This is a genomic window from Streptomyces zaomyceticus (assembly GCF_014656215.1).
Classification (GTDB): domain Bacteria; phylum Actinomycetota; class Actinomycetes; order Streptomycetales; family Streptomycetaceae; genus Streptomyces; species Streptomyces zaomyceticus.
In genome coordinates this window covers 201,852-215,868 of sequence record NZ_BNBZ01000010.1, presented here as the reverse complement: position 1 = coordinate 215,868, position 14,017 = coordinate 201,852, and the positions used below count along the sequence as shown (strand labels likewise).

Here is a 14,017-nt window from a genome sequence, read left to right as displayed (position 1 = left end):
CGCGCGCGCAGCCACCGGTCCGCAGACGACGACGAAGCCCGCACCTGTGCTCCCCCTGCCTTCGGCGGGCGGTACCCCCAGCGCGGGCGGAGAAGCGAACGGAGAAACACAGTGAGTGTCACCGCAGCGAAGGGATTCACGGCGGCGGGCATCGCCGCCGGGATCAAGCAGAACGGCAACCCGGACCTGGCCCTCGTGGTCAACACCGGGCCCCGCCGCGCCGCCGCGGGAGTCTTCACCTCCAACCGCGTCAAGGCCGCCCCCGTCGTCTGGTCCCAGCAGGTCCTCGCCGACGGCGAACTGACCGCCGTCGTCCTCAACTCCGGCGGCGCCAACGCCTGCACCGGCCCCCAGGGCTTCCAGGACACCCACGCCACCGCCGAGAAGGTGGCCGAGGTCCTGAGCGCCCAGGGCGCGGAGGTCGGCGCGGGCGAGGTCGCCGTCGCCTCCACCGGCCTCATCGGTCTCCTGCTCCCCATGGACAAGCTCCTTCCCGGCGTCGAGAAGGCCGCGGCCGAGCTCTCCGAGCACGGCGGCGAGAAGGCCGCCATCGCCATCAAGACCACCGACACGGTCCACAAGACCTCCGTGGTGACGAAGGACGGCCCCGACGGCGGCTGGACGGTCGGCGGCATGGCCAAGGGCGCCGGCATGCTCGCCCCCGGCCTCGCCACGATGCTCGTCGTCCTCACCACCGACGCCGACGTCGACAGCGCGGGCCTGGACAGCGCCCTGCGGGGTGCCACCCGGGTCACCTTCGACCGGGTCGACTCCGACGGATGCATGTCCACCAACGACACCGTGCTGCTGCTCGCCTCCGGCTCCTCCGGGATCACCCCCGCGCAGGACGCGTTCACCGAGGCCGTACGGGAGGTCTGCGACGACCTCGCCCGCCAGCTCATCGGCGACGCCGAGGGAGCCAGCAAGGACATCCGCATCGAGGTGATCAACGCGGCCACCGAGGACGACGCCGTCGAGGTGGGCCGGTCCATCGCCCGCAACAACCTCCTCAAGTGCGCCATCCACGGCGAGGACCCCAACTGGGGCCGGGTGCTCTCCGCCATCGGCACGACGTCGGCGGCCTTCGAGCCCGACGAGCTGAACGTCGCCATCAACGGCGTCTGGGTCTGCAAGAACGGCTCCGTGGGCGAGGACCGCGACCTCGTCGACATGCGCTTCCGGGAGGTCGGCATCACGGCCGACCTCGCCGCCGGCACCGAGTCCGCCGTCATCTGGGCGAACGACCTCACCGCCGACTACGTCCACGAGAACAGCGCGTACTCGTCATGAGCGAGCCCGAGAACCCCGCGGCCGCGCCGGCCGAGAGCACGACCCGGAAGCACACCGCCCTCCCCAAGGCCGAGATCCTCATCGAGGCCCTGCCCTGGCTCACGCGGCACAACGGCAAGACGGTCGTCATCAAGTTCGGCGGCAACGCCATGATCGACGAGGACCTCAAGGCCGCCTTCGCCCAGGACGTCGTCTTCCTGCGCCAGGCCGGCCTCAAGCCGGTCGTCGTGCACGGCGGAGGCCCCCAGATCAGCGCCGCCCTCGACCGGCACGGCATCGTGAGCGAGTTCAAGGCGGGCCTGCGGGTCACCACCGAGGACGCCATGGACGTCGTACGGATGGTCCTCGCCGGCCAGGTCCAGCGCGAGCTCGTCGGGCTGCTCAACCAGCACGGCCCGCTCGCCGTCGGTCTCACCGGCGAGGACGCCCACACGATCACCGCCACCAGGCACCGGCCGGTCATCGCCGGCGAGCAGATCGACATCGGCCGGGTCGGTGAGATCACCGCCATCGACACCGGCGCCATCCAGGCGCTCCTGGAGGACGGCCGGATCCCGGTCATCTCCTCCATCGCCCGTTCCCAGGACGACGGTCATGTCTACAACGTCAATGCTGATACGGCGGCTGCGGCACTCGCTGCGGCGCTGGGCGCCGAGACGCTGATGGTCCTGACCGACGTCGAGGGCCTCTACGAGGACTGGCCGAACAGCGACGAGGTCATCAGCAGGCTCACCGCGAGCCAGCTGGAGAAGCTGCTGCCCGAGCTCTCCAGCGGCATGGTCCCCAAGATGGAGGGCTGCCTGCACGCCGTACGGAACGGGGTCACCACGGCCCGTGTGATCGACGGCCGGGTCCAGCACTCGATCCTGCTGGAGATCTTCACCGACGAGGGCATCGGCACGATGGTCGTGCCGGACGGACAGGGGGACTGATGAGCGACAGCACGGAGCCCGGCAACGAGCAGCTGACCCGGCGGTGGCAGGGCTCGCTGATGAACAACTACGGCACCCCCCGGCTGCCCCTCGTCCGCGGTGAGGGCGCCAAGGTCTGGGACGCCGACGGCAACGAGTACCTGGACTTCGTCGGCGGCATCGCCGTGAACGCCCTCGGCCACGGCCATCCGGCGATCGTCGAGGCCGTCACCCGGCAGATCCAGACCCTCGGCCATGTCTCCAACCTGTTCGTCGCCGAGCCCCCGGTCGCACTCGCCGAGCGGCTCCTCGGGCTGTTCGGCAGGCCCGGCAAGGTCTTCTTCTGCAACTCCGGTGCCGAGGCCGTCGAAGGCGCCTTCAAGATCGGCCGGCTCACCGGCCGCTCCCACATGGTCGCCACCCGGGGCGGTTTCCACGGCCGGACCATGGGCTCCCTCGCGCTCACCGGCCAGCCGGGCAAGCAGGAGCCGTTCCTGCCGCTGCCCGGCGATGTCACCCACGTCCCGTACGGCGACGCCGACGCGCTGCGCGCCGCCGTCACCGAGGACACCGCGCTGGTGATCATCGAGCCGATCCAGGGCGAGAACGGCGTCGTCGTCCCGCCGCCGGGCTACCTCGAGGCCGCCCGGGAGATCACCCGCGCCACCGGCACCCTCCTCGTCCTCGACGAGGTGCAGACCGGCATCGGCCGTTGCGGCCACTGGTTCGAGCATCAGGCCCACGAGGGCGTCGAGCCCGATGTCGTCACCCTCGCCAAGGGCCTCGGCGGTGGTCTCCCGATCGGCGCGACCGTCGCCTTCGGGCCGGCCGCGGAGCTCTTCGGGCCGGGTCACCACGGCACGACCTTCGGCGGCAACCCGGTCGCCTGCGCCGCGGGCCTCGCCGTCCTGGACACCCTCGGCGCCGATGCCGCCCTCGACCACGTGAAGGCGGTCGGCGAGCGGCTGCGGCAGGGAATCGAGGGTCTGGGGCACCCGCTGGTCTCCCACGTCCGTGGTGCGGGCCTCCTGCTGGGTATCGTGCTCACGGAGTCCCTCGCACCCCAGGTGCAGCAGGCGGCTCAGGACGCCGGCCTTCTGGTGAACGCGCCCGCCCCCGATGTCGTACGGATCATGCCTCCGCTGGTCCTCACCGACGCCGAGGCGGACGCCTTCCTCCAGGCGCTGCCCGGAGTCCTCGACGTGGCGAACGGGCAAGGACGAACCGGAGAATGAGACGACGATGACCGACGCGCAGGAAAATGAGCACGGCGGGCCGTCCGTTCCGCAGACCCGTACCGCACGCCACCGCAGGATCGTCGACATCCTCAACCGGCAGCCGGTGCGCTCGCAGAGCCAGCTCGCCAAGCTCCTCGCGGACGACGGGCTGAGCGTCACCCAGGCGACGCTCTCCCGCGACCTCGACGAGCTGGGTGCGGTGAAGATCCGCAACACCGGCGGCGAGCTGATCTACGCGGTGCCCAGCGAGGGCGGTTTCCGCACCCCGCAGGCCCCGCTGGGCGAGTCGGCCAAGGAGGAGCGCATGCGGCGCCTCTCCGGGGAGCTGCTGATCTCCGCCGAGGCGTCCGCCAACCTGGTGGTCCTGCGGACCCCGCCGGGCGCCGCCCAGTTCCTCGCGTCGGCCATCGACCAGGCCGAACTCCGCGCGATCCTCGGCACGATCGCGGGTGACGACACCCTGCTGCTCATCAGCCGTGATCCGTCGGGCGGCCAGGCGCTCGCGGACCATTTGCTGAAGCTGGCGCAGAAGTGAGCCCCGGAGCTCAGTAGCGCGTGATCGCCGTCGGACCGCCCCGCGTTCCGACGGCGATGTGCGGTCGGTGCGCGGGATCGGCCCAGGCGAGCACCGCGCGCATCGCGTCGGCCGGGACGGAGACACAACCCGCGGTCGCCCCGCGCCCGTTGACGTGCAGGAAGATCCCCGCCCCGCGCCCGCGCACGGGGCGGTCGTAGTTGAAGCCGACGACGAGCCCGTACGCGTACTGGCGGCGGTACGTGATCATGTGCTCGGCCTCGGCGGCCCGGCAGTCCCGGGGCAGTCCCTCGACCCAGCGGTTGTACGCGCGCGAGTCGTTGTCCTGACACCACCAGGACCGGTCGGTCACGCGCGCGTAGCGGTACGAGGTCCCCGGGGGCGCGGCCTCGATCCCGAAGGCGTACGGCAGCCGGTAGAGCCCGGTGGGCGTGGTGTTCGTACCCTGCCGTCGCCGCTCGCCCTCGGCGAGCCCCTTCGCCCCGAACCGGGCCGGCGCGGAGCCCGCCTTCACCCACCGGCCGTCGCGCCGGTCCCACCAGCTCAGGGTGCCGGTGGTGGCGCGGGTGTCCGCGGCCTCGGCGGTGATCAGCTGGGAGCCGCCACCCGTGTCGGCCATCCGCGCGGGCAGCGGCAGGGGCGCGGGCGGCGCGGGCACGGGCGCGGCGCCCAGGGAGAGCAGGGCGGCGGCGCCGAGCAGCAGAAGGGTGCGCATGGCGGTGAGGCTAGGGCGTGGGGGCCTGCCGGGCGTGGATGGCGGGGCCGGTCGGGGGCGCCGGTTGTCCGGCGGGCTGCGGCGGCGGGGGCAGCGGAAGGGCGGGCGGTCCGTCGAGGCTGCCGGCGATGTGGTCCCTGCCCTCGCAGCAGGTGTTGAACTCCTCGTCCGTCTTCCGGTCGACGTACGCGGCGTGCGGGGTCCGGTCCTCCTGGTGCTCCATCAGCGGGACGCCGCCCGGTTCCGCCGCCGTATCCCGTCCTGCCAGCCGGGGAGTTCGGCGGCGTGGCGTGCGACGAGCCGCCGGATCTCGTCCCCGTAAGGGCCGCTGACCTCTTCGTCCAGCCGGTGCAGCACCCGGACGGCGTCGCGGCGTGCCGTCCGGCGCAGGGTGACGTCGGGGTCGTCGGCCGGCCGCAGTGCGGCGAGGAGCCTCGCTCCGTCGTCGTGCATCAGGGCGAGACCGGCGGCGCGCTGGGCATGAGCCGGCCGGGCGCCGCCAGATCGAGCAGGAAGGAGAGCGGGAGCTCGGACCTGTTCCACCCCACCGCGGCCCTCGCCACACGTGTCACGCTCGGCGCGGGGTCCTCCAGGAAGGGCACGGTCTCCCGCCAGTCGAGTCCGTGCCGTGACCGGAGCAGGTCCAGCGCCGCCGCCCGTACGTCCCCGTGCGCCGCGGTGAGAAGAAGGACGCGCAAGGCCTCGGGGTGATGGCGTACGGCCCTGAGGACGGTCTTCCGCACGGTCCGGTCCGGGTCGTCGGCGAAGGCCACCGTCCCGTCGCCGGGCAGGGCGCCCAGCATGCGCAGCACGCCGAGCGCCCGCGCGCGTACCGGCCCCCGGGCGTGCCGGGTCAGCTCGTGGAAGAGCGGGAGGTCCTCGGGGTCCCGTCGCCCGGCGAGCCCGCTGACCGCCGCCGGGGTGACGGTCGCCGGGTCGGCGCACAGGGCGCGGTACACCGGATACGGATCGACTCCCGCCGCCCGCAGCTCCCGGCGCGCGAGGGCGCGCACCGGGGCGTGCGAGTCCGTCAGATGCCGGGCGAGGTCGTCGTCCCGCCCGGCGGACCGCAGCCGTTCCACGGCCGCGATCCGTACGGCGGCGTCCCGCGCGGTGGCCGGCTCGTCGAGGAAGGGGCTCGGGTCGTGCGCGTCCAGCAGCGCGGCGAGGGCCGTGCGCCGGGCGATGCGCTCGGGGTGGGAGACGGCCAGCCGCACCAGGTCCTCGGGCCCGAGGAGGCCCACCTCGAGGGCGGTGGCGAGAGCCGTGCGTCCGAGTGCGGGGTCCCGGCGGGGTCCCATGAAGGCGTGGAACCGGGCGATGAGGTGTTCGCGGGCCGCGCCGTCGGCGTCCAGGGCCCGCCGGCTGAGCCGGACCGCCGCGCGCACCGCCTCTCCGGCGACGCCCACGTCGGTGTCCCGCTCGGCCGTGGCGCAGGCCCCGGCGGCGTCCAGCAGTCCCGCCGAGACAGCGGCCCGTACCCCGGCCCTGCGGATGTCGTACCGGCGGCTCGTCAGCAGCTCGGCCACGGCCTCCGCCACCGTCTCGCCGTCCCGGTCGGTCCGGGCGAGGACCGCCTCGCGCGCCCAGCGCCCGTGCCGACGCAGGTCCAGCAGCAGGGCGAGCGGCACCAGGGCCCGTACGGCTTCGTCCGCCGCGGCGCCGGTCCCGGCGAGTGCCCCGCTCAGGGTCGCGCGGGCGGGCTCGCGGACCGTTCCGTCCGTGTCGGCGCACCGGACCAGGACGAGCGGCAGCGCGGCGGCGGGCAGCTCGGCGATCCGGAGCGCGGCCGCGCGGAGCCGGGGGTCGGCGTGGCAGAGGGCCAGCGCGATCTCGGATTCGGTGGGTGGCAGGGACCAGGCGGCGACCCCGCCGGGTCCGCCGTCCGGTCCGGTCTCGTGCCAGTGCGGGGCTGTGGTCCAGTCCGCCAGTTCCCGGTCGTCGAACCAGTGGAAGCCGACCCGGACGCGGCCCCTCGACCAGCGCGGGCCCGGCCGCGCCGCCAGGTGTACGTCGCGACGCCCTGGTCGAGCCTCGCCCAGTCCTCGGCGCGGCCCGCTCCCGCGGCCGCGGCGATGCCCTTTCCGTGCAGCAGTCGTTCTCCGGGGGAGCGGTACTGAGCGGGGAGCAGGGGCGGCAGGGGTTCGGGCGGTGTCATGCGCCGGACTGTGGCGCTGCCGCACGCCGTCCACCTGCGATTATTCCGCCTCCAGACGGACCGGACCCCGCTCAGATTGACGAATCATGCGGAGTTCTGCATACTCATGCATATCGATGGTCGCGAAGACTGAGGAGCAGCAGTGAGCAGCAACAACGGTGATGTCCGGCTCTGGGGCGGACGGTTCGCCGACGGCCCCGCCGAGGCCCTGGCGAAGCTCTCCGCGTCGGTCCACTTCGACTGGCGTCTCGCGCCGTACGACATCGCCGGCTCCCGTGCCCACGCGCGCGTGCTGCACAAGGCCGGGCTGCTCACCGACGACGAGCTGACCGGCATGCTCGCCGGCCTCGACCGGCTGGAGGCGGACGTCGCCGACGGCACCCTCGTCGGAACCATCGCCGACGAGGACGTCCACACCGCCCTGGAGCGGGGTCTCCTGGAGCGCGTCGGCCCGGACCTCGGCGGCAAGCTGCGCGCCGGCCGGTCCCGCAACGACCAGGTCGCCACTCTCTTCCGGATGTACCTGCGCGACCACGCCCGGATCATCGGCGGCCTCGTCGCCGACCTCCAGGACGCGCTCGTCGGCCTCGCCGAGGCGCACGCGGACGTCGCCATGCCCGGCCGGACGCACCTCCAGCACGCCCAGCCCGTGCTCTTCGCCCACCATGTCCTGGCCCACGCCCAGTCCCTCTCCCGGGACGCGGAGCGGCTGCGGCAGTGGGACACCCGGACGGCGGTCTCCCCGTACGGCTCCGGTGCCCTCGCCGGCTCCTCCCTCGGGCTCGACCCCGAGGCCGTCGCCAAGGACCTGGGCTTCGAACGCGGCTCGGTCGGCAACTCGATCGACGGCACGGCCTCCCGTGACTTCGTCGCCGAGTTCGCCTTCATCACCGCGATGATCGGCATCAACCTCTCGCGGATCGCGGAGGAGATCATCATCTGGAACACGAAGGAGTTCTCCTTCGTGACCCTCCACGACGCCTTCTCCACCGGCTCGTCGATCATGCCGCAGAAGAAGAACCCGGACATCGCCGAGCTGGCGCGGGGCAAGTCGGGCCGGCTCATCGGCAACCTGACGGGCCTGCTCGCCACCCTCAAGGCCCTCCCGCTCGCGTACAACCGCGACCTCCAGGAGGACAAGGAGCCGGTCTTCGACTCCTGCGACCAGCTGGAGGTCCTGCTGCCGGCCTTCACCGGCATGATGGCCACGCTCACGGTCAACCGCGAGCGCATGGAGGAGCTGGCCCCCGCTGGCTTCTCCCTCGCGACGGACATCGCGGAGTGGCTGGTCAAGCAGGGCGTGCCGTTCCGGGTGGCGCACGAGGTCGCCGGCGAGTGCGTGAAGGTCGCCGAGTCCGAGGGCAAGGAGCTCGACGAGCTCACGGACGAGCAGTTCGCCAAGATCTCCGAGCACCTCACCCCCGAGGTCCGCACGGTCCTCGACGTCCCGGGCGCCCTCGCCTCCCGCGACGGCCGCGGCGGCACCGCCCCCTCGGCGGTCGCCACCCAGCTGGTCGAGGTCAAGGCGGACCTGGTGATCCAGCACGCATGGGCCACCGCCAAGCGGAAGTAGCCACGCAGGAGCACCCCTCAACGCGTCACAGCGCCGCCGCCCACTCCGCGAGCGCGTCGAAGTCCGCACGGATCAGCCCGATCCGTTCGTCGATGCGCAGCAGCAGGGCGGCGGCGAGGTGGTTCTGCTCCACGTACTCGTGGTCGAACGGGGTGATGTCGTCGTCGACCCAGGCGAACGGCCGCCCGGCCGCGTACTCCAGGATGTACTGCGTCTTCCAGAAGGTCCCGCGAGGGGCCTTTCCGTGCATCTGGGGCCAGTCGACGAACGGCAGCTCCGGAAGCCCGAGCCGCGGCCCGATCCAGGCGTTCGCCTCGCCCTTCCAGGTCGTCGCCCACACCAGCTCGTACGCCTCGGCGAGCGCGAGCAGTTCGTCGCCGTGGTCCGGATTGAGCCACACCCGGAGAGGCTTCGCCCCCGTCCAGCCCGTGGGGTGCATCCTGTGCGTGCCGTATCCCGCAGGACGTCGCTCGGGCTTGGCCGCGTACGGGTTGAGCGGTCCGTCGACGTCGATCAGGAGCAGTGGCTTGGTCATGTTCACAGCATTCCGTCCTTGCCCCCAGTGAGGCATTCGAATATCGAATGAGACATTGATGTCTCATCTGGTGTATGGTCGTCTCATGTCAGTCGATCGCACCCAGGTGCTCCGTGCCGCCGCCGCCCTGCTCTCCCGCAGGGCGACCGCCACCATGGACGAGGTCGCGCGGGCCGCCGGAATCGGCAGGGCCACGCTGCACCGGCAGTTCGCCGGGCGGGACGCCCTCGTGCGGGCGCTCGAAGAGCTCGGGATCCAGGAGCTGGAGGCGGCCCACGACCGGGCCCGGACCGACGAAGGTCCCGCGGACGAGGCCGTACGAAGGCTCGTCGCCGAGGTGGAGCCCGTCGCGCCCCTGCTGTCGTTCCTCGTGACCGAGAACCAGCTCTTCGAGGGCGACCAGCAGAACGAAGGCTGGGCCCGCCTCGACGCCCGGGTCTCCGACCTCTTCCGGCGCGGCCAGGAAGAGGGCACCTTCCGGATCGACCTGACCCCCGCCTGGCTCACCGAGGCCCTCTACGGGCTCATCGGTTCCGGCGCCTGGGCCGTGCAGGACGGCCGGGTCGCCGCCAAGGACTTCCAGTACATGATCGCCGAGCTGCTGCTCGGCGGAGCGCGCAGGAGCGTGGAGAAGTGACCACCAGCACCCTCGAGACCACGGGCCATACCGAGGGCGTGCGCCGCCCCGGCCGGTGGCTCGCCCTCTCCGTTCTCGTCCTGGCCGTCCTCCTCGTGGCGGTCGACGCCACGGTGCTGGGACTCGCCACCCCCTTCCTCTCCGAGGACCTGAAGCCCTCCGGCACCCAGCTGCTCTGGATCGGTGACGTCTACTCCTTCGTCATCGCCGGACTCCTGGTCTCCATGGGCAGCCTCGGTGACCGCATCGGCCGCAAGAAGCTGCTCCTGATCGGTGCCACCGCCTTCGGCGCCGTCTCCGTGCTGAACGCCTACGCGACCAGCCCCGAGATGATGATCGTGGCCCGTGCGCTGCTCGGTGTCGCCGGCGCGACCCTGATGCCGTCCACCCTGGCGCTGATCCGCAACCTCTTCCACGACCCGCGCGAACGCAGCCTCGCCATCGGTGTCTGGGGCGCCATGGCCTCGGCCGGCGCCGCCGTCGGACCGGTCGTCGGCGGTTTCCTCCTGGAGCACTTCTGGTGGGGCTCGGTCTTCCTCATCAACCTGCCCGTCATGGCGGTCCTCGTCTTCGTCGGCATCAAGCTGATCCCCGAGTCCAAGAACCCGAACCCGGGCCCGTGGGACCTGCCGAGCGTCACACTCTCCCTCGTCGGCCTGATCGGCATCGTCTACGCGATCAAGGAGCTGGCCTCGCACGGCCTCTCCCTCGACGCGGGCGTCGCCGCCCTCGCCGGTGCCGCGGCCCTGACCTGGTTCGTCCGCAGGCAGCTGACCCTGCCCGCGCCGCTCCTGGACATGCGCCTGTTCCGTCACCGCGGTTTCTCGGGCGCCGTCCTCGCCGACCTGCTGACCATCCTCGGCCTCTCCGGCCTGGTGTTCTTCCTGTCCCAGTTCTTCCAACTGGTCCAGGGCCGCCAGCCCCTGGAGGCCGGACTCGCCGAACTCCCGGCGGCGGTCGGCGCCGTCACGGCCGGTCTGATCGCGGGCCTCGTGGCCCGACGCTTCTCGGTCCGGTCCGTGGTGGCCGGCGGCCTCGCCGCGGTCGGCCTCTCCCTCGCGGTCCTGACGACGCTGGACCAGCACACCGGCTACCCGCTGCTCGGTGCCGCCCTGCTCGTCGTCGGTGTGGGCGCCGGTTTCGCCTTCACCGTCACCGCGGACGTCATCCTCTCGACCGTCCCGAAGGACCAGGCCGGATCCGCCTCCGCGGTCTCCGAGACCGCATACGAACTGGGCGCCGCGCTCGGCATCGCCGTCCTCGGTTCGATCGTGACGGGCGTCTACCGCGGCTTCGCCACCCCGGCCGGAGTCCCCTCCGACGTCGCGTCCGCCGCCCACGAATCGCTCGGCGGAGCGGTCGAGGCCTCCGGCGGTCTCGCCCCCGACACGGCGACGGCCCTGGTGTCGGCCGCCCAGGAGGCCTTCGTCGACGGTCTGCGGATCGCGGCCGGTGTCGGCGCGGCGGTCCTCCTCGCGACGGCGGTCGCGGCCTGGTTCCTGCTCAAGGGCCAGAAGCTGGAGGACGGCGTCGAGCACTGACGCCCGGGAACACGATCCCGCACATGAGGGTGCCCCGTACAGCGAGGACTGTACGGGGCACCTTCACGTGTGTACGGGACCGTCCGGCCCCACGGGACTACGCGGCCTTCGCCTTGGTGGCGTACATGTCCACGTACTCCTGGCCGGAGAGACGCATGACCTCGGCCATCACGGAGTCCGTCACCGCGCGCAGCACATAGCGGTCGCGGTCCATCCCGTCGTACCGGGAGAACTCCATCGCCTCGCCGAAGCGGACCGTCACCCGGCCCGGCCGCGGGAAGCCCGCCCCGCCGGGCTGGATCTTGTCGGTGCCGATCATCGCGAACGGGATCACCGGCGCGCCCGTCATCAGGGTGAGCCGGGCGATGCCCGTACGGCCCCGGTACAGACGGCCGTCGGGGGAGCGGGTGCCCTCCGGGTAGATCGAGAAGATCTTGCCCTCCTCGAGGACCCGGCGACCCGTCATCAGGGCCGCCACACCACCGCGGCCGCCGTCCCGGTCCACCGGGATCATGCCGACGCTGGTGAAGAACCAGGCCATCGCCCGGCCCTTGAGGCCCTTGCCCGTCACGTACTCGTCCTTGCCGATGAAGTAGACCGGACGGTCCAGGCAGATCGGCATGATCATCGAGTCGATGAAGGTCAGGTGGTTGCCCGCGAGGATGACGGGACCGGTCCCCGGAATGTTCTCGGCGCCCTCCACGCGGGGGCGGAACATCAGGCGCATGACCGGCCCGAGCACTGCCTTGATGATCGCGAGACGGGACAACGGTTCCTCCGGTGGGACGCGGGTCAGTCGAGCTGACGGTGCAGGTGGCGACGATACTCGCGGGTCACGTCCGCGCGCACATCGGGTTCACCGAGTGGATACGCAGTGTTGACGTGTGTTTCCGCCATGTTCGGCGGAGGTCTGCCATCCGTAGGGGCCCGGTGCCTAGCGTCGGGGGCACCCGTCGACAGGTGCGGGACATGACACAGGAGGACACCTCATGACCCAGGGCGAACGCCGGATCCCGGCCCGGCGCACGGTTCTCGGAGCGGCGGGCGCCACCGTCCTCGGAGCCTCCACGGCCCTCGCGGCCGGCGCCGGCACCGCGCAGGCGGCCGGGGCCCGGCCCACCGCCGGCCGGGGACACGGTCACGGCGGCTACCGTTCCCTCCCCGTCCCCACCGTCATCGCCCACCGCGGCGCCAGCGGATACCGCCCCGAGCACACCCTCGGCTCCTACCGGCACGCCCTCGACCTCGGCGCCCATGTCATCGAGCAGGACCTCGTCCCCACCAAGGACGGACACCTCGTCTGCCGCCACGAGAACGACATCACCGGCACCACCGACGTCGCCGACCACCCCGAGTTCACCTCGCGGAAGACCACCAAGAGCGTCGACGGCACCGCGATCACCGGCTGGTTCACCGAGGACTTCACACTCGCCGAGCTCAAGACCCTGCGGGCCAAGGAGCGCATCCCCGCCGTCCGCCAGGAGAACACCCTCTACGACGGCCGCTGGACGATCCCCACCTTCGAGGAGGTGCTGCGCTGGGCCGACGAGGAGGGCCGCCGCCGGGGCCGCGAGATCTGGCTCCACGTCGAGACCAAGCACCCCACCTACTTCCGCTCCCTCGGCCTCGGCCTGGAGGAGCGGCTCGCCGGACTGCTGCGCCGCTACGGCCGCCACCGCGCGAACTCCCCGGTCTTCCTCCAGTCCTTCGAGCCCAGCAGCATCCAGCGCCTCGCGAAGCTGGTCGGCTCTCCCGGCGTGGTCCTGCTCTCCGGTGCGAACAGCCGCCCCTGGGACTTCGTCCGGGCCGGGGACCCGCGGACGGTCGCCGATCTGGTCACGCCCGAGGGCCTGCGCTGGATCGCCTCGTACGCGTGGGGCATCGGCCCCACCCTCGACCTGGTGATCCCCAAGGACGCGAGCGGCCGGCTCGGCGACCCGACCACCCTGGTCCGCGACGCGCACGCGCAGGGCCTGATCCTCCACCCCTACACCCACCGCAACGAGAACAGCTTCCTGCCCGCGGACTTCCGCAGGGGGACCGATCCGACGGCGTACGGCGACTCCTTCGGCGCCCTGAAGCGGTACCTGGAGACGGGGATCGACGGCATCTTCTCCGACAACCCCGACACGGCCCTGCTCGGCGCGGCGGACTTCACCGCCCGCGACTGAGCCGGGCGGGTGTGCGGACCCGGTCGCCGGGTCCGCACACCGTCCTCCCGGGTGGTTTACGCCCCGCACCGCAACCACGCACGCGTGCCCCGGCATCGTGCCGGTCATGACCACCCCCGGCACCACCACTCCCGCCGCTTCCGCCACTCCCGAGAGCGTCCACGCGGCCGCCACCCCCGGGCTTCTCGCCGCGCTCGCCCCGCTGCTCGCCGCCGAGTCGGACGCCGAGGCGCCGGCCGCCGGCATGGACCCCGGCGATCTGGAACAGGCCGTCTGGCTCCGCCTCCTCGAGCAGCTCCGGGAGACCGGCGCCGCGCCCGAGCGGCCCGCCGAATGGCTGCGCCGGGCCGTCCGCGCGGAGGCCCGCCGCGCCCGCAGGACCAGCGACCGCGAACGCCCCTACCGCGACGAGCCCGCCCACGACGCCGGCGGGGCGGAACCCCAGGGTTCCCCGGAGCACTCCCTGATGGCCGCCGAGGGGCGCCGCACCCTGCGCGCCGCGGTCACCCGGACACCCGGCCGCTGCCCCCGGGTGCTGACCGCGATGCTCGACCCCGAGGACCACACCTACCGGGAAATCGCAGGAGAGTTGGGTATCTCACAGGGCAGTCTGGGGCCGATGCGTTCCCGTTGCCTGGGATGCCTGCGCAGAATGCTGGCTGCAGAGGTTCCCGCCCCCGGCCGACGGGGAAGGGTGCGGTAAACCGATGATC

At 72.5% G+C, this 14,017-nt stretch carries 15 protein-coding genes; 9 read left to right on the top strand and 6 right to left on the bottom strand.

The features are described from left to right. Window positions 1–111 precede the first annotated feature (111 nt). From argJ to IE311_RS16275, 4 genes are read left to right on the top strand one after another with little or no spacing between them, the layout of a single operon-like run. Entirely contained in the window at window positions 112–1,290 is a 1,179-nt protein-coding gene (gene argJ / locus IE311_RS16290) for a bifunctional glutamate N-acetyltransferase/amino-acid acetyltransferase ArgJ (RefSeq protein WP_189832394.1), read from the top strand. Further along, entirely contained in the window at window positions 1,287–2,222 is a 936-nt protein-coding gene (gene argB, locus IE311_RS16285) for an acetylglutamate kinase (protein WP_189832393.1), read from the top strand. Before argJ ends, argB begins: the two co-directional genes overlap by 4 nt. Continuing rightward, on the top strand, window positions 2,222–3,436 hold the full coding sequence (locus IE311_RS16280) for an acetylornithine transaminase (protein WP_189832392.1): 1,215 nt from the start codon (window positions 2,222–2,224) through the stop codon (window positions 3,434–3,436). The genes argB and IE311_RS16280 overlap by 1 nt, the downstream gene beginning before the upstream one ends. A 7-nt stretch (window positions 3,437–3,443) precedes the next feature. Next, window positions 3,444–3,974: an arginine repressor gene (locus tag IE311_RS16275; RefSeq protein WP_189832391.1), complete on the top strand. Its 531-nt coding sequence runs from the start codon at window positions 3,444–3,446 to the stop codon at window positions 3,972–3,974. A gap of 10 nt (window positions 3,975–3,984) precedes the next feature. Here IE311_RS16275 and IE311_RS16270 read toward each other — a convergent pair whose 3' ends face one another. The 4 genes from IE311_RS16270 to IE311_RS16255 are packed head-to-tail and all read right to left on the bottom strand — an operon-like array spanning window position 3,985 to window position 6,872. After that, window positions 3,985–4,689 (bottom strand): L,D-transpeptidase family protein, encoded by a 705-nt coding sequence (locus IE311_RS16270; protein ID WP_189832390.1) that lies wholly within the window; start codon window positions 4,687–4,689, stop codon window positions 3,985–3,987. A gap of 10 nt (window positions 4,690–4,699) precedes the next feature. Next, a complete protein-coding gene (locus tag IE311_RS16265) occupies window positions 4,700–4,912 on the bottom strand; it encodes a hypothetical protein (RefSeq protein ID WP_189832389.1) in 213 nt (70 codons plus the stop codon). After that, entirely contained in the window at window positions 4,912–5,142 is a 231-nt protein-coding gene (locus tag IE311_RS16260; protein ID WP_189832388.1) for a hypothetical protein, read from the bottom strand. Before IE311_RS16260 ends, IE311_RS16265 begins: the two co-directional genes overlap by 1 nt. Next, a complete protein-coding gene (locus tag IE311_RS16255) occupies window positions 5,142–6,872 on the bottom strand; it encodes a hypothetical protein (protein ID WP_189832387.1) in 1,731 nt (576 codons plus the stop codon). The genes IE311_RS16260 and IE311_RS16255 overlap by 1 nt, the downstream gene beginning before the upstream one ends. Before the next feature lie 117 nt (window positions 6,873–6,989). Between IE311_RS16255 and argH the strand changes: the two genes are divergently transcribed. Continuing rightward, entirely contained in the window at window positions 6,990–8,420 is a 1,431-nt protein-coding gene (argH, locus tag IE311_RS16250) for an argininosuccinate lyase (RefSeq protein ID WP_189832386.1), read from the top strand. A 25-nt stretch (window positions 8,421–8,445) separates the two neighbouring features. On the opposite strand, the gene IE311_RS16245 is transcribed toward argH, so the two are convergent. Next, window positions 8,446–8,955, bottom strand: a complete 510-nt coding sequence (locus IE311_RS16245; RefSeq protein ID WP_189832385.1) for an HAD domain-containing protein — start codon at window positions 8,953–8,955, stop codon at window positions 8,446–8,448. Window positions 8,956–9,040: 85 nt separating this feature from the next. Between IE311_RS16245 and IE311_RS16240 the strand changes: the two genes are divergently transcribed. Together IE311_RS16240 and IE311_RS16235 are read left to right on the top strand one after the other, a co-directional pair. Beyond that, on the top strand, window positions 9,041–9,592 hold the full coding sequence (locus tag IE311_RS16240) for a TetR/AcrR family transcriptional regulator (protein WP_229901947.1): 552 nt from the start codon (window positions 9,041–9,043) through the stop codon (window positions 9,590–9,592). Continuing rightward, the gene (locus IE311_RS16235) at window positions 9,589–11,133 is read left to right on the top strand and encodes an MFS transporter (RefSeq protein ID WP_189832383.1); all 1,545 of its coding nucleotides are present in this window, start codon (window positions 9,589–9,591) and stop codon (window positions 11,131–11,133) included. The genes IE311_RS16240 and IE311_RS16235 overlap by 4 nt, the downstream gene beginning before the upstream one ends. A 97-nt stretch (window positions 11,134–11,230) precedes the next feature. On the opposite strand, the gene IE311_RS16230 is transcribed toward IE311_RS16235, so the two are convergent. After that, complete coding sequence (locus IE311_RS16230) at window positions 11,231–11,902, bottom strand: lysophospholipid acyltransferase family protein (protein WP_189832382.1); 672 nt, start codon at window positions 11,900–11,902, stop codon at window positions 11,231–11,233. 220 nt (window positions 11,903–12,122) lie between these two features. Between IE311_RS16230 and IE311_RS16225 the strand changes: the two genes are divergently transcribed. Together IE311_RS16225 and IE311_RS16220 are read left to right on the top strand one after the other, a co-directional pair. Beyond that, entirely contained in the window at window positions 12,123–13,304 is a 1,182-nt protein-coding gene (locus tag IE311_RS16225) for a glycerophosphodiester phosphodiesterase (RefSeq protein WP_189832381.1), read from the top strand. Window positions 13,305–13,410: 106 nt separating this feature from the next. Next, window positions 13,411–14,007: a sigma-70 family RNA polymerase sigma factor gene (locus tag IE311_RS16220; RefSeq protein ID WP_229901946.1), complete on the top strand. Its 597-nt coding sequence runs from the start codon at window positions 13,411–13,413 to the stop codon at window positions 14,005–14,007. Window positions 14,008–14,017: the final 10 nt, after the last annotated feature.

Bases quoted from the DNA above. Each gene is read 5' to 3' on its own strand.
- argB (WP_189832393.1), top strand. From the start codon at position 1,287: ATGAGCGAGCCCGAGAACCCCGCGGCCGCGCCGGCCGAGAGCACGACC.
- IE311_RS16280 (WP_189832392.1), top strand. From the start codon at position 2,222: ATGAGCGACAGCACGGAGCCCGGCAACGAGCAGCTGACCCGGCGGTGG.
- IE311_RS16275 (WP_189832391.1), top strand. From the start codon at position 3,444: ATGACCGACGCGCAGGAAAATGAGCACGGCGGGCCGTCCGTTCCGCAG.
- IE311_RS16270 (WP_189832390.1), bottom strand. From the start codon at position 4,689: ATGCGCACCCTTCTGCTGCTCGGCGCCGCCGCCCTGCTCTCCCTGGGC.
- IE311_RS16265 (WP_189832389.1), bottom strand. From the start codon at position 4,912: ATGGAGCACCAGGAGGACCGGACCCCGCACGCCGCGTACGTCGACCGG.
- IE311_RS16260 (WP_189832388.1), bottom strand. From the start codon at position 5,142: ATGCACGACGACGGAGCGAGGCTCCTCGCCGCACTGCGGCCGGCCGAC.
- IE311_RS16245 (WP_189832385.1), bottom strand. From the start codon at position 8,955: ATGACCAAGCCACTGCTCCTGATCGACGTCGACGGACCGCTCAACCCG.
- IE311_RS16240 (WP_229901947.1), top strand. From the start codon at position 9,041: ATGTCAGTCGATCGCACCCAGGTGCTCCGTGCCGCCGCCGCCCTGCTC.
- IE311_RS16225 (WP_189832381.1), top strand. From the start codon at position 12,123: ATGACCCAGGGCGAACGCCGGATCCCGGCCCGGCGCACGGTTCTCGGA.
- IE311_RS16220 (WP_229901946.1), top strand. From the start codon at position 13,411: ATGACCACCCCCGGCACCACCACTCCCGCCGCTTCCGCCACTCCCGAG.